General features: G+C 48.1%; 14 protein-coding genes and 2 pseudogenes. 1 reads left to right on the forward strand and 15 read right to left on the reverse strand.

Annotation, left to right across the window (positions count from 1 at the left end; genetic code table 11):
* Positions 1-104: 104 nt before the first annotated feature.
* A pseudogene (gene tnpC / locus ACIPIN_RS18460) lies at positions 105-968 on the forward strand (IS66 family transposase); the annotation flags it as partial.
* Between the two features lie 264 nt (positions 969-1,232).
* On the opposite strand, the gene ACIPIN_RS18465 reads toward tnpC, so the two are convergent.
* The 15 genes and pseudogenes from ACIPIN_RS18465 to ACIPIN_RS18535 form a co-directional block, all read right to left on the reverse strand.
* Complete coding sequence (locus ACIPIN_RS18465) at positions 1,233-2,273, reverse strand: glycosyltransferase family 4 protein (protein WP_401120762.1); 1,041 nt, start codon at positions 2,271-2,273, stop codon at positions 1,233-1,235.
* A 175-nt stretch (positions 2,274-2,448) separates the two neighbouring features.
* Complete coding sequence (locus ACIPIN_RS18470; RefSeq protein ID WP_401120764.1) at positions 2,449-3,360, reverse strand: glycosyltransferase; 912 nt, start codon at positions 3,358-3,360, stop codon at positions 2,449-2,451.
* A 237-nt stretch (positions 3,361-3,597) separates the two neighbouring features.
* Positions 3,598-4,863, reverse strand: a complete 1,266-nt coding sequence (locus ACIPIN_RS18475) for an O-antigen translocase (protein ID WP_401120766.1) — start codon at positions 4,861-4,863, stop codon at positions 3,598-3,600.
* Between the two features lie 82 nt (positions 4,864-4,945).
* Positions 4,946-6,046 (reverse strand): DegT/DnrJ/EryC1/StrS family aminotransferase, encoded by a 1,101-nt coding sequence (locus ACIPIN_RS18480; protein WP_401120768.1) that lies wholly within the window; start codon positions 6,044-6,046, stop codon positions 4,946-4,948.
* Positions 6,039-6,881: a GNAT family N-acetyltransferase gene (locus ACIPIN_RS18485; RefSeq protein ID WP_401120769.1), complete on the reverse strand. Its 843-nt coding sequence runs from the start codon at positions 6,879-6,881 to the stop codon at positions 6,039-6,041. Before ACIPIN_RS18485 ends, ACIPIN_RS18480 begins: the two co-directional genes overlap by 8 nt.
* A 92-nt stretch (positions 6,882-6,973) precedes the next feature.
* Complete coding sequence (locus ACIPIN_RS18490; protein ID WP_401120770.1) at positions 6,974-7,891, reverse strand: hypothetical protein; 918 nt, start codon at positions 7,889-7,891, stop codon at positions 6,974-6,976.
* Between the two features lie 11 nt (positions 7,892-7,902).
* A complete protein-coding gene (locus tag ACIPIN_RS18495; protein WP_401120771.1) occupies positions 7,903-8,577 on the reverse strand; it encodes an acetyltransferase in 675 nt (224 codons plus the stop codon).
* Positions 8,564-9,544, reverse strand: coding sequence for a dTDP-4-dehydrorhamnose 3,5-epimerase (rfbC, locus tag ACIPIN_RS18500; RefSeq protein ID WP_401120772.1), 981 nt, complete (start codon positions 9,542-9,544; stop codon positions 8,564-8,566). The genes ACIPIN_RS18495 and rfbC overlap by 14 nt, the downstream gene beginning before the upstream one ends.
* On the reverse strand, positions 9,541-10,434 hold the full coding sequence (rfbA, locus tag ACIPIN_RS18505; protein WP_401120773.1) for a glucose-1-phosphate thymidylyltransferase RfbA: 894 nt from the start codon (positions 10,432-10,434) through the stop codon (positions 9,541-9,543). The genes rfbC and rfbA overlap by 4 nt, the downstream gene beginning before the upstream one ends.
* The gene (gene rfbD, locus ACIPIN_RS18510; RefSeq protein WP_401120775.1) at positions 10,431-11,324 is read right to left on the reverse strand and encodes a dTDP-4-dehydrorhamnose reductase; all 894 of its coding nucleotides are present in this window, start codon (positions 11,322-11,324) and stop codon (positions 10,431-10,433) included. Before rfbD ends, rfbA begins: the two co-directional genes overlap by 4 nt.
* Positions 11,321-12,397, reverse strand: a complete 1,077-nt coding sequence (gene rfbB, locus ACIPIN_RS18515; protein WP_401120776.1) for a dTDP-glucose 4,6-dehydratase — start codon at positions 12,395-12,397, stop codon at positions 11,321-11,323. Before rfbB ends, rfbD begins: the two co-directional genes overlap by 4 nt.
* Before the next feature lie 231 nt (positions 12,398-12,628).
* Complete coding sequence (locus ACIPIN_RS18520) at positions 12,629-12,868, reverse strand: LapA family protein (protein ID WP_401120777.1); 240 nt, start codon at positions 12,866-12,868, stop codon at positions 12,629-12,631.
* Between the two features lie 24 nt (positions 12,869-12,892).
* Positions 12,893-13,189, reverse strand: a complete 297-nt coding sequence (gene ihfB, locus ACIPIN_RS18525; RefSeq protein WP_003369729.1) for an integration host factor subunit beta — start codon at positions 13,187-13,189, stop codon at positions 12,893-12,895.
* 167 nt (positions 13,190-13,356) lie between these two features.
* Positions 13,357-13,638 (reverse strand): hypothetical protein, encoded by a 282-nt coding sequence (locus ACIPIN_RS18530; RefSeq protein ID WP_401120778.1) that lies wholly within the window; start codon positions 13,636-13,638, stop codon positions 13,357-13,359.
* A 199-nt stretch (positions 13,639-13,837) separates the two neighbouring features.
* A pseudogene (locus ACIPIN_RS18535) lies at positions 13,838-14,275 on the reverse strand (S1 RNA-binding domain-containing protein); the annotation flags it as partial.
* Positions 14,276-14,330 lie beyond the last annotated feature (55 nt).

Genomic DNA, 14,330 nt, shown 5'->3' on the forward strand with positions numbered 1-14,330 from the left:
CTGTGCTCCCGATATATTTCTGGAGCCAGCCCCTCATGATGGGAATCGGGAGCACAGCATCAGGCTTCAACTGGCGGTTTTGAATGTGGGTACGGTGGATCGCTTACCAACCACTGCTCAACCTGATGCGCGATCAGTTGCTGGAAAGTCGCGTGATCCACTGCGACGAAACGCGTGTGCAGGTGATGAAAGAACCGGACCGAGAGCCCACCAGCCAATCCTGGATGTGGGTGCAAACCAGCGGACCACCTGACAAACCGGTGATCCTGTTTGACTACTCGACCAGCCGCGCGCAGGAGGTGCCGTCGCGCTTGCTCGACGGTTATCGCGGCTACCTGATGACCGACGATTACGCCGGTTATAACGCCTTGGGTACGCAGCCTGGTGTCGGGCGCTTAGGTTGCTGGGCGCATGCGCGGCGCAAGTTTGTGGAAGCACAAAAAGTGCAACCTAAGGGCAAAACCGGGCGGGCCGATATCGCCCTGAATCTGATCAACAAACTGTACGGTATCGAGCGAGATTTAAAAGAAGCCAGCGATGAACATCGCCACAAAGGTCGACAGCAAAATAGCCTCCCGATCCTGGCTCAACTGCATGCCTGGCTGGAGAAAACCCAGCCTCAAGTAACCGCGCAGAGCGCGCTGGGCAAGGCGATCAGTTATCTGGCCAACAACTGGAACAAGTTGGTGCGTTATACCGAAGCGAGTTATTTGCCTATCGACAACAACGCGGCAGAGCGTGCGATCAGGCCGTTCGTGATCGGGCGCAAGAACTGGCTGTTCAGCGACACACCCAAAGGTGCGACGGCCAGCGCTCAACTTTACAGCTTGGTTGAGACGGCCAAAGCCAACGGCCAGGAGTCTTATGCGTGGCTGCGCCACGCACTTGAACGTCTGCCACAGGCGACCTCGGTTGAAGACTACGAAGCTCTGCTGCCGTGGAGCTGCTCGCCTAAATCGCCTAGCTAAGCGCACCGTCCATTTTTAGCTAGGTGGGGTTCATGGAGCGCTTACGATGCAGTTACACGAATACGACGTCGACTGAAACTTGAAGCTGTCGCTTTTTACGGCGCGACAGCCCAAGCAATAACTCACCAGGATTATTTTTGAACCAGCAGTTGATACTAGTAATAATGCCCGTAAATTTTCGACAACCTTCGCCCCCCTAACCGCGTCACTATATCTACATGGCGCATTCCATGTTTGTCGACCACAACTTATCTTATCAAATCGTTAAATCCTACCACCACCGTGGCCGTCGGCATTTTCCAATTCACCAGCGTGAAATTTCACCGCCAGAATAATTAAAGGAAAGTAGGCCAAAATCAGACCGAACACACCGTCCACCCCTAGTAAAACTACACTTAGGGCGATTGGAAGCAGCCAGAACATATTGATAGCTGCGACCGCCAGTATTACCGGTAAATGCTTACCAAAGCGCCGCGATGCGAACTGATAAGCATGACTGCGATGCGCTTCATAGACCTTATCACCACGTATACAACGACGCATTAAAGTAAACGTGGCATCTACGACGAACACGCCAAGCAAAATCAACATTGCCCAAAACAATTGTGAAGAAGCCCAGGCAGAGTTAATGGAAATCACTCCCAATACCATCCCTAAAAACCCGCTTCCGGCATCGCCCATAAAAATTCGCGCAGGCGGGAAATTCCAAAACAAAAAACCTGCAGTAGCGCTAGCGAGTGAAAGAGGAAGCCAAACCATGTTGTCAAAACCACTTACCCAATAAAGCAGACAGGCCCCCATACATACGCAGATAGTTTCGATACTGGCGATGCCATCGATCCCATCCATAAAATTGTACAAATTTAGCATCCACACCAAGTAAAGTGCAGATAGAACGTACCCAAACCATCCTAGGTCAATAGTGAACCCGAAGATGACGATCGCAGGTAAACCACCTAGCCAAAGCAATGCCCAAGCAGCGGCAGCGAAATGCCCTAATAAGCGCCATCTAGCGGCGACATGGCCATGATCATCAATAAATCCGATCACTGCGATCAATGCTCCAGCTCCGCCTACCGCGACCAGCGTAGTGACCGGCACTAACTGTGTCCATGCCAAAAACGGCAGACACAAGAGAAAAACCAAAACAATCGCTACTCCCCCACCACGAGGCGTTGGAACCGAATGAGAACTTCGAGCATTTGGAACATCGATAATTCTGCGCGCAAGGGCATAACGCCTCAGCACCTCAGTCAGCGTTAAAGACAGGAGAATAACGAAAGGAAGGAATAACCACTGAATCATTATTTTTTATGCTCCATATATTGCTCCGCAGCAGCTTTCAGCGCTTCTTCAGCTAATACAAGTGAACTCGATTGCACAAGAGCGTAAGCTATTAACATGCGAAATCTCATTGAATCGCACAGATTTCGATAGGATTATACATCCGTAAAAATTAGGCCACTGCACAACCTCATACCTAATAAATCCCCAGCACAACCAACACCAACAAAAAAACTCGATCGCGAAATCGACGACGCAAGCTAGCCCAGTTGCGAATCAAAAAAGAGGAAGGAATCTTGCCCTGCTTGAGCAAGGAAGTCGGCAATCCTTGAGTCTTATCTGCCAATAAACTTGAAATTTTACTTACCTCACCACGATACCATCCGCTTCGCAATAAAGACAAACGGGCCATGAGAGCCTTAATACCAGTATTAGCGCCGAATTGATTGCTTGAATGCTGACGATAGAGCATATGAGAGACCGGGTCTATGTACCAACTCAGGCCACTTGACCTAAACCAGGCATACACCAACCAGTCATGCAAAGATACTTCACATACAAGCGACCAATTTGCTATTACAAATCGCTTAAACTCAAGCGCATCAGGCACTTTAAGAACATAGCTGCAACCAGGTCCAGCAGCCTCGAAATAAAAATCGTACTTACGTTGCTGCTGGGCTTTATTAAGCAAGACCTTTCGCCCATCAGGCCAAAACGCAGTTACATTACTAGAATAGCCCGAAGCGCCCGAGCCCAAAATCTCCTGGTGAGCAGCAATCAACTTATCGGTTAACCAAATATCATCTTGATCAGCTAAAGCAATATAATCAAATTCGGAAAAATCCACATCACGGATAAGCCGATAAAAATTTCTACCTGCCCCACCAAAGCGCTCACCATGAGGAAGAGCTTTGATCCTGGGATTACTTGATGCCAGTTCGCTCACCCATAACTCTGTTGCATCGGTGGAAAAATCAACGCTAACAAAAATAGTCACATCAACATCTTTTTGCTGAAGAATTGATTCAATCTGCTCGGGCAACCACTTAACGCCATTATAGGCGGCTAATAGCACAGCAATTTTAACCATATCTGACAAAATCTCCATTCTCGATCAACGATCGCTCACAAACTTCCCTTGCCAATGGGCAATCAACCGGCTGAGGCATTATCCATATCACTATCAAGAACAGAGATTTAGAATAATTCGAACCTTCATTTAGAGAGGCCAACACCGCTACTACCATGACCATCACTAAAAGACGATTTACAACAATACACTTCAAACACGACTAAAAAATCGTATTTCGGACGAGCAACAACCTCCGATTTAAACGCGACAACCTCATTTCATACTCGCTACAAACCGGCGAGCAACTACAAAACTGAATAAAAAATAGATCGCGTAATTTACAACAAAAGCGTACATCGCACCAACCAACCCGAAGTGCTCCGTCAAAAAATACACCCAAGCCACATAAGTCAGACTAAAAAACATCTCAGACAAGATGAATAATTTTGTCATGGCTTTGGCCAGCATTATAAAAGAAAGTATAAAGGACATCACCTTAATAACATCGCCGAGCAATTGCGGCGCATACAGATAAAGGGCACTCGAAAACTCGTCAGAAAACAGCACCTGAGTAATAAAATCACGGAATATATATATTCCTAACGCAGATACAATAACAGCGGGCACCAAATACTGATAAGCGATTCTAATTTCAGCGACGAACAACTTTTTATCGATAATTGCGGACAACTTAGGCAGGTAATAAACACTGATCGCCATGGTGATGAACAGCAAATAGGCTTCCGAGACTTTGCTAACCGCTTGCCAATATCCGACTTGCTCCCAGGAAAATTTTTCAGCTAAAATATTTCGAGTAGCAATCTGGACTGCCGGCGCGAGAAGCGCCGAAGTTAAAGTCATCACTGAATAATGCGACAACTTTTTAATCATATCCACATTCCAAACCAGAGAAAAATAACTCCAGTTGAAATATTCACTTCTCTTATAAAACATAAAGCTAACAAAGAGCAAGCTTGCTTGAGCCAACAGGAAAGCCAAAAGCACACCGTACAACTGGAAATAATAGCCCAATACCAACGGGGCAATTACTCCAAGAGCAGCACCGCCTACATGTATCGCTGCCAGACGTTTGACATCCATCATACCATTGACAATGGCGATGATTAAATTATGCATCGCTACAAAAATTTGGGCAAACGCCAGCACTATAACCAGACTTTTATAGCGGAGATCACCAAGCAACCAAACTGTTAGATGCTCGCTAAAGACGAGCACTACCACACACATCACTAACGATGACACCAGGGAAAAACAAAATGCTGAGTTTAACAGTATTTGCAAAGAGATATTTTGCTCACGGTATTCCGCCAAATACTTGATTACACCGGCTCCAACTCCCCCTCCCGAAAATACAACCAGTAACGCTGTAAGGCTCATAAACTGGCCGAGTTGTGCAACTCCTTCAGGCCCAGCTAAAACCGCTACAAACTTCATCACCAGGAAACCCGACAACAATCGAGCAACCGTAGCGATAGAGGTTAGCAAACCAGTTCTTAGTATATTCAAAATCGAAACCATTTTAACGCAGCATTGTAAAAACGTTAGCTTTAGCCCCTTCTAAAGCTAACTTATTCCCCGACCAAGCTAAAACATAAATACCTTAAGAAAAGGCATTCAAATGATCGATTACCGTACTGACTTCAGCAGAAGAAGTAACAGGGCTTAATGGCAAGCTTAGCACTGTACGGTGAATAGCCTCTGTTACAGGGTGATGTTGCGAGGCCAGTGTTCTATAAGCGTTTTGTTTGTGCGGAGGGATTGGATAATGAATCAATGTTTCAATGCCATGGCCTAGCAGGTAACTTTTCAACTCATCACGCTTTTCGCTACGCACAACAAACAAATGCCATACATGTTGTTCTTGTAGAGTCGGCTTCGGAACCTGGATCAGCGGGTTGTCAATGTTAGCAATATATTGATTAGCCAGTGATTTCCTCACGCTTATTTCACGGTCCAAATGACGCAATTTAACTCTCAACATTGCCGCTTGAATTTCGTCCAGACGGCTATTAACGCCCTTGAACTGATTTTCATATTTTTTATAACTTCCATAGTTTCCTAGTGCACGCACAACAGACGCCAACTCAGAATCGTCGGTTGTGACAGCCCCTGCATCACCAAGAGCTCCCAGGTTTTTGCCCGGATAAAAGCTAAACCCTGAAGCGTCTCCCCAGCTACCCGCCTTGCGCCCATTAATACTGGCACCGTGAGCTTGAGCAGAATCTTCCAGGACTAGTAGATTGTGTTTTTTTGCCAATGCGCATAGCGACGGCATCTCTGCCAGTTGGCCATACAGGTGCACCGCTAGAATGACTTTAGTCCGATTGGTTATCGCGCGCTCTACAAGTTCTGGTGACAAATTGAAGCTATGTTCATCAGGTTCAACGAGAACGGGTACCAAACCAGTTTCGGAGATTGCCAGAATACTGGCAATGTATGTATTGGCGGGTACAATAACTTCATCGCCGTCTTCCAGCTTGCCCATTTCCTTCCATGCTCTGAGGATCAAGCTCAACGCATCTAGGCCATTGGCAACACCTACACAAAATTGAGAACCGCAAAAAGTTGCGAACTCTTGCTCAAAACTTGCCAGCTCTTGACCACCAATATACCAACCAGAGTCAATAACTCTTGCGCAGGCTTCTTTTAGCTCGACCGCGTAGGTCTGATTTACTTTTTTCAAGTCAAGAAAATTAATCATTTAATTTAATCTCATAAAAATCAATTGCCATGCCGCGGGCACCAAAACTTTCTTTTTGAGCAAGTAGACCTGAGTTGATGTGCTTTCCACCATCCTCAGTAGACACCCCGAAACTAAAATACTTAAACCCGCTGTCTAGGCTCTCTTGAATACAGGACTCAATAAGATAATCTAACGCCCCCACTTCTTTACCTTCGTCACTTGTCGCCAAATATTGAGTATGGACAACAGTACCGAATTTAAAAAGCAAGGTCGCAGCCAGCAACTTCCCTTCAGACTTGATGACTCTGAGAACTATATTTTCAGGAAAAAGAGAGGACAACAATTCCAGTTCTTGTGGTGTATGGACGGGTACGGCCCCATGTTTCTCTAACACACCATTCAGCAAACCAATAAATTCGCCCCAGTCTTTGGAATCAGTCACAACTAAACTATTCTTTTTTGCTCGAGCAATAAGCCACTTTCTGCCTTTGGAAAGTTTCAATCGCCGATCCAGGAAAATAATGCTCGACAGATCCCTACGAACAATTTCAGCGCCGACTCTAAACAATGAATACAGGTCTTCTTGTGCACCATGAATTGAAAATATATAAGGAGTCGCTTTGTATAAAATCTTATTAAACCCGTGGGACCCAGCAAAAAGCATCATGGCTTCAACGCTTTCTAAAACAGTTTCAGCCTTTACCTTTTGAGACAGAATCAAGCCGCCGTATGTCAAACCACCGTGGCTGACCAAAACGCCCTCGTTACGAGACGCTGGCAATATAGCAACCAGCACTTCGTCCTCATAAAACATCAATGAAGCATCAACAAATCGATCTGAGTGGTACTCCATAAAGTCTCTTCTAAAAAGAAACAATGGAGTCTTGGAGTCTATAACAAAATTATTCCACTCGTTCTTTCTGGCAGCTGAATAAAACTCACAAACTACCATTCCAACAACTCCGCCACACCAAACCCCTCTGCCCCCATATTGTTTCCATTATAGAAACAATATGTCTTTTCTCCTACAGCGACTAATCTAGGATAGCAAAGATGCACAGAGTCAAAGCCATCTTCAGAAAGTGTCAATCCAAAATTCGAATCTTGACGCTCCCAATGCTTTCCATCGCTGGACACGGCCAAACCTGGAAAATAGTCTAGGCCGGATGTGCCACCCTTAGTATAAAACATATAATATTTATCTTTAACTTTGTATACAGAAGGCCGCCCTATCCGATACTCATCGCCTTCAACATCGATACACAACAATTCTTGCTGATTAAATGTCCGGCCGTCGACAGATTCGGTATACCAAATATTATAATCGGGATAGTGATTGCCATTGATTAACGTCCAGGAATCACCCACCGCATACCAAACTTTCCAGATGCCATCCTCAAACAGCACAGAATGGATTGCGCGAATTGTTGTTCCGGCTTCAGCCCTATCCATGACAGGCACTTCAGAAACACGCGAAAAAGTATCGCCACCATCTGTGCTTTCTGCTAATCCGGTGAACGCTAAAAATTTTGCACGCTTAACTATTTGAAAACCAACATAGTACATCCGCAGGACGTTACCACATCTAATGACATCGCCTAGAATAACGCCATTGTCATCAAAACACCCATCCCGCCCCCGATCCAAAACGGGGACTTCAGAAACTTTGAGAACTTTAGTAGGATCTTTCGCATCAACGTCTACGTAACCAATCCTACTAATACCCTCTTCATCCCTGAACCCTGCGTACACACGAATTACATTATCGTTCAGTAGAATCGGTGTAGGCGTCAGCGCAGAATTTTTCTTCCAACCATTAGTTCCTGTTGGAGAAAAGACATGACCTAGTTTGTTCCACTTCATGACGCCTTCCTTTACAATTTAACGCTTAGTGAACTTTTCTTGGGTAGTTCTTTTGCTGGAGAACCATAATAAATACGCTCAGGTTCTTTCAGGTCTTTCGACACTAACGAACCAGAAGCCACAATACAGTCCCGCGCAACCGTCACATGATCATTAAGCGTAGAGTTCACCCCTAAAAAACAAGATTCCCCGATTCTACAGTAGCCCGACACAACCACATGCGAAGAAATAAAGCAGTTATCCTCAATAACTGAGCGGTGACCGATGTGATTACCACTCCAAAGAATTACGTTATTCCCAATCTCAACAAAAGGTTGCACAGTATTATTTTCGAATATGAAACAATTTTCCCCGATTTTCGCATTCCGCCACACAAATGCGCGAGAACTGATATAGGTGGCACAGGTATAGCCTTTCTCTTTAACGTTCTGATACAAACGCGTTCTCAAGCGATTGAGTTGTGACGCGGGAATCGCCACAAACACTTCAAACTCCGAAGGGGGAAATTGCTGCTGCATATCCTCTAAGGGGACGATAGGCAAGTCATAGAGTGTAGCGCTTTCGATATAGTCTCGCTCAACGGCGAACCCGCAAACTTCGTAAGCAGAGTCATATGTAAAATATTCATAGGCGATCATTGCTAACTCGCCCGCCCCAGCGATTACTAGTTTTTTATTTTTTTCCATCACTCACTTCCTTAATGAATTGATCATAATCCCGAATATAGTCGGACTCATCATAGGGCTCGCTGGCTAAAACAAGAAGGACGCAATCATCACTAAATTCATGCATCTCACGCCATATCATATTGCGCATAATCAAGGCTTTACTCGCAGAATCCAAGCTTATCTGCTGCCTAGTGACCCCATCATCAATTACTATTTTACAATTTCCGGATACACAAATTGCCATTTGCTCCAGACGCCGATGCGCGTGAAAACCACGACCAACATCAGAGAGAGTATCGTATATATAATAAACCCGCTTTATCGCAAAGGGAATATTTAAGCCTTGTTCGAGAGCGATCAAACTTCCGCGGTTATCACCGATTACCTTTAAGTCCATTAACTCGGTAGTACCCTGGAGAAACTCAGAGTGTGGCTCGCTGTTCTTTAAGAGAGGAGCAACCGCATCTTTAGTACCAATGGTTATTTCCGTAAACTTAGGCCAGCCTATACCTAGGCCAGGGTCATTCCACCTGACGTTTCGCTCAGATTCCTTATGATGACCATTGGTTGTCTTATAGAAAAAATGCGTATTATCCTCTAATGCAACAAAGCCGTGTGCGAAGCCCTCGGGAACCCACAACATGCGCTGACTAACAGCGTCCAGCTCAATGCCCAGCCATTTTCCGAATGTCAGAGAATCGCGACGTACATCGACGACCGCAATATAAGCTGAACCATTTACTACCCTGATCAAATTGCCTTGAGCATGGGGAGGAAGCTGATAATGCAAGCCTCGAAGCACACCCTTCTTTGAACAAAAATAGTTATCCTGAATTAGGGACCGCGGCACCGGCAAACCGGCCGTTTTAAGTGCCCTATGAAATGCTGGTTCATCAAAACTCTGCATAGAACAACCCTGCGAATCTTCATAAATCGCAGGCTCTAGAATAGCTACATCAGGCAAAGAAGTTTGAAGGAGCCTCACGAGTGACGCCCCTCATCTAGAATTTTTTGCAAATACTGCCCATATCCAGTTTTTACTAATTTATCAGCTTGAGTCTTCAGTTGGGCTGAGCATATCCAACCATTATTGAATGCAATTTCTTCCAGGCAAGCCACTTTCAGGCCTTGGCGCTGCTCGATGGTGTGAACGAAGTGGCTGGCTTCCAAGAGGGAATTATGCGTGCCTGTGTCAAGCCAGGCAAAACCGCGTCCCAGCATTTCCACGCTGAGTGTCTTGCGTTCCAGATAAGCCCGATTGACATCGGTGATTTCCAGCTCGCCCCGTTCTGAAGGTTTAATGCTCTTAGCGATTTCAACCACATCGTTATCGTAGAAATACAGTCCGGTAACCGCGTAATTGGATTTTGGCTTTGCTGGCTTTTCTTCAATACTCAGAGCACGTCCCGAGGCATCGAATTCAACTACACCGAATCGCTCAGGGTCAGAAACGTGATAACCAAATACCGTTGCGCCTTCCTTTTGGGTCATCGCGGAACGCAAGTTGTCTGAGAAGTGCTGACCGTAGAAAATGTTGTCGCCGAGGATCAGACAGCAAGGGTCTTTGCCGATGAACTCTTCACCGATGATGAAAGCCTGCGCCAAGCCATCCGGACTAGGCTGCTCCGCATATGTCAACTCAATGCCGTACAGGCTGCCGTCACCCAGCAATTTGCGAAAACAAGGCAAGTCTTCGGGAGTGGAAATGATCAAAATCTCTCGCATACCTGCGAGCATCAGCACTGATAGCGGATAAAAGATCATCGGCTTGTCGTAGATCGGCAGCATCTGCTTGGAGACGCCAAGGGTCAATGGATGCAACCGCGTGCCCGAGCCACCGGCGAGGATGATGCCTTTACGATTTGTCATGGTCATTTATTCAGAACTTCCCTAAGCATTCGGGTTACGCCACTTTGCCAGTCCGGCAAGTGTAGAGAAAAATTGTCACGCAGCTTCTGAGTATTCAAACGCGAATTCAGGGGGCGGCGCGCAGGTGTCGGATAAGCCGTCGTGTCGATAGGATTGATCGACCTCACAGCGAATTGCTCGCCATTGGCTTGAGCGAAACTGATCACGTAACAGGCGTAGCCGTGCCAGGACACTTCGCCGCCGGCCGCCAGGTGATACAGGCCTGCCAGCTCGGGGTTCTGCATGACTTGCTGAATAGCCAACGCTGTGACGTCGGCAATCAAGTCTGCACCGGTAGGGGCGCCAATCTGATCGGCGACGACGCTCAGAGTATCGCGGTCCTTGGCCAAACGCAGCGTGGTCTTGGCGAAGTTGTTACCGCGAGCACCATAGACCCAACTGGTGCGGAATATCAGGTGCTTGCAGCCTGAAGCAATTATCGCCTGTTCGCCGGCCAGTTTGCTCGCACCGTATTGATTCACGGGGGCAACTGCATCTGTCTCTTGCCAAGGTGCAGAACCCTGTCCGCTAAAGACGTAGTCGGTCGAGTAGTGAATCAGCCAGGCGTCCAAGGACGCGGCTTCTTCAGCCATTACCTGGCTTGCCCGACCGTTCACGCGGTCGGCCAGTTCGGTCTCGGACTCGGCTTTATCGACAGCAGTGTAGGCTGCGGCGTTGACGATGACATCAGGTTTGACCTGACGGATCGTCGCGCGCAATACGTCAAGGTCGGACAGGTCGCCGCATAATCCATCAACCGTATGACGGTCCAGGGCAATCAACTCGCCAAGCGGTGCGAGGGAGCGCTGCAGCTCCCAGCCCACCTGGCCGTTTTTTCCCAGCAGGAGGATTTTCATACCTTGCTCGAACGATCCGCGTAGTTCTGATCGATCCACTGCTGGTAGCTGCCGCTCTTCACGTGAGCCACCCATTCAGTGTTGCTGAGGTACCACTCGACGGTTTTGCGGATGCCGGTTTCGAAGGTTTCCTCTGGTACCCAGCCTAGCTCGCGCTGGATCTTGCTCGCATCGATGGCGTAACGCTGATCGTGGCCCGGGCGATCCTGTACGTAGGTGATCAGGCTGGCATGAGGGCGATGAGCGGAGTCTGGGCGCAACTCGTCGAGCAGTGCGCACAGGGTGTGCACCACTTCAATGTTTTGCTTTTCGTTATGGCCGCCAATGTTGTACGTCTCGCCAATGACGCCTTCGGTCACGACTTTGTACAGGGCACGGGCGTGGTCTTCGACGTAGAGCCAGTCGCGGACCTGGTTGCCTTTGCCGTAGACAGGCAACGGCTTGCCTTCCAGTGCATTGAGAATGATCAGCGGGATCAGCTTCTCAGGGAAGTGGCAAGGGCCGTAGTTGTTCGAGCAGTTGGTGACGAGGGTCGGCAAGCCGTAAGTGCGGCTCCAGGCACGAACCAGGTGATCGGAACTGGCTTTACTGGCCGAATATGGCGAGCTTGGCTGGTAAGGCGTGGTTTCGGTGAAGAGGTCTTCTGGACCTTCGAGGTCTCCGTAGACTTCGTCAGTCGAGATATGGTGGAAGCGGAAGTTTGCTTTGCGCTCTTCATCCAGCGCGCTCCAATAGTGGCGCGCAGCCTCTAGCAGCGTGTAGGTCCCGATGATGTTGGTCTGGATGAACTCAGACGGACCGGAGATCGAGCGATCTACATGAGACTCAGCGGCCAGATGCATGATGGCATCGGGCTGATGATCACGAAGGACGCGGTCAACCTGATCACGGTCGCAGATGTCGACGCGCTCGAACACGTAGCGCGCGCTTTGCTCCACTTCAGCCAACGACTCAAGGTTGCCAGCGTAGGTCAGCTTATCCACGTTTACTACGGAGTCAGTCGTATTGGAGATGATATGACGAATGACTGCCGAGCCGATAAATCCGGCGCCGCCGGTTACTAGAATTTTCACGCGAAACCATACCCTTGAGTTGCTGACAGAGCCGCCTTAACAGCACCGTCTAATCCATGAATGCAAAACACACCACCGAAGCAGTCGTTTCTGAAATAACCCATCTGGATAGATGTCGAAATCACTTACTATCCGTGCAGGCGCGGTATTTTACATTTAAAAGAAGGTTTTACTAATGGATACGGGTAGTTTCGCGCAATAAAAGCGACGCATGCCACGCCGCTGATCCAGTCAGACCAGGCCTTTGCGCCTCACCCTGATCGCGCGACCGACTAGCCAGCCCAATAATGGACCGATTAGCATGCCAAACAACAAGGCAATGACCGTGACAACCGACACTGGCAATTGCGGCCCAGCCCACCCCAGGAACAGCAGTGAAACTGGCTGCTGATTCTCCAGCACGAATGCCAAAATTGCCAAAACCAGCAACAACACAAAGACTCCGAGGAATACGCGCTTGAGGTTACGCATGAATCGCTCCTTGAATCGCGACTGTCAAAGCCCCTCCTCCTCATCCTCATTCACTCGGTCGCGAAGCTCTTTGCCCGGTTTGAAATGAGGGACGAATTTTCCGTCGAGGCTGACGGATTGACCGGTCTTTGGGTTACGACCGACGCGCGGCGCACGATAGTGCAAAGAGAAGCTGCCAAAGCCACGGATCTCAATGCGATCACCGGTCGCCAGGCACTGGGACATTTGCTCAAGCATGGTCTTGATGGCCAGCTCCACATCCTTGGATGAGAGCAGCCCTTGATGGGTGACAATTCGTTCGATCAACTCCGACTTCGTCATATTTTTCCCTTCTTTTTCAAGCAGCTAGATCAGCGCTTCAAAGGTTTTAGCACGCCCGAAGGAATTTGAACAGCCCAAGTATTGACTTATCCGTACAACCTCACAGACACCGCAAGACCGATGATATGAGAGCTGACACGTTTGGCCGCCACACCTCAGGATCCCCCTCACCTGCAAATGACCAACATGATGCGAGTAAGGTAACCGGCCGGGTTCCACCCAAATGGATAATCCTCTCCCTCTTCTTTAGCATCACTGGACTTGCCAATGACCTTGTACCCTTGCGCCTTACACTCTCTTGCAGCGCGCCTGTAACACTTATCCCAGCCTGATCCGAGCCCCGAACAATCGATCTCAATACTGCTGACGCCACGTACCACATGCGTTTTGGCGTTCGTGGTACACCCCACCAAGACCAGCACTGCCAACGCGACAATGAGCTTGTTCATTCCCTTCCTTATGTCGGGCGTCACACCCAACCGATGCTCAGTTCAAGCTAAAGCCTAGCTCTGAATAGACGATTGATGCGCCTAAACAGCAGACGACCTTACACAAGCATTGCTCGCCCGTGAACACCCCCATCGCTCTCAAATCGCAGGCACAAAAAAGGGCGACCGAAGTCGCCCTTTTTCTATGGTCTGACAGAACTTAGTTCTGTTTTTCCATTTGTGCACGCAGCAGAGCACCGAGAGTGGTGTCAACCGGAGCATCCGAAGCAGCTGGCTTGTCGCGCAGGCTCTGGATAGCTTCTTTCTCGTCTTCAACGTCTTTCGACTTGATCGAGAGCTGGATTACACGGCTCTTGCGGTCAACGCTGATGATCTTGGCTTCAACTTCTTCGCCTTCTTTCAGAACGTTACGCGCATCTTCGATGCGGTCACGGCTGATTTCGGAGGCTTTCAGAGTAGCTTCGATATCGGTAGCCAAAGTGATGATGGCGCCTTTAGCGTCAACTTCTTTCACGATGCCTTTAACGATTGCGCCCTTGTCGTTCTCTTGAACGTACTCGGAGAACGGATCGCTTTCCAGTTGCTTGATACCCAGGGAGATACGCTCACGCTCTGGGTCAAACTTCTTTATTATGGTTTGATGGTCGTGTAGGTTATTTTTGTGTTGTACTGTTTATTTGTCGTTTTTGTTC

The sequence above is a fragment of the Pseudomonas sp. NPDC087697 genome (assembly GCF_044743155.1).
In the GTDB taxonomy this organism is placed as follows: domain Bacteria; phylum Pseudomonadota; class Gammaproteobacteria; order Pseudomonadales; family Pseudomonadaceae; genus Aquipseudomonas.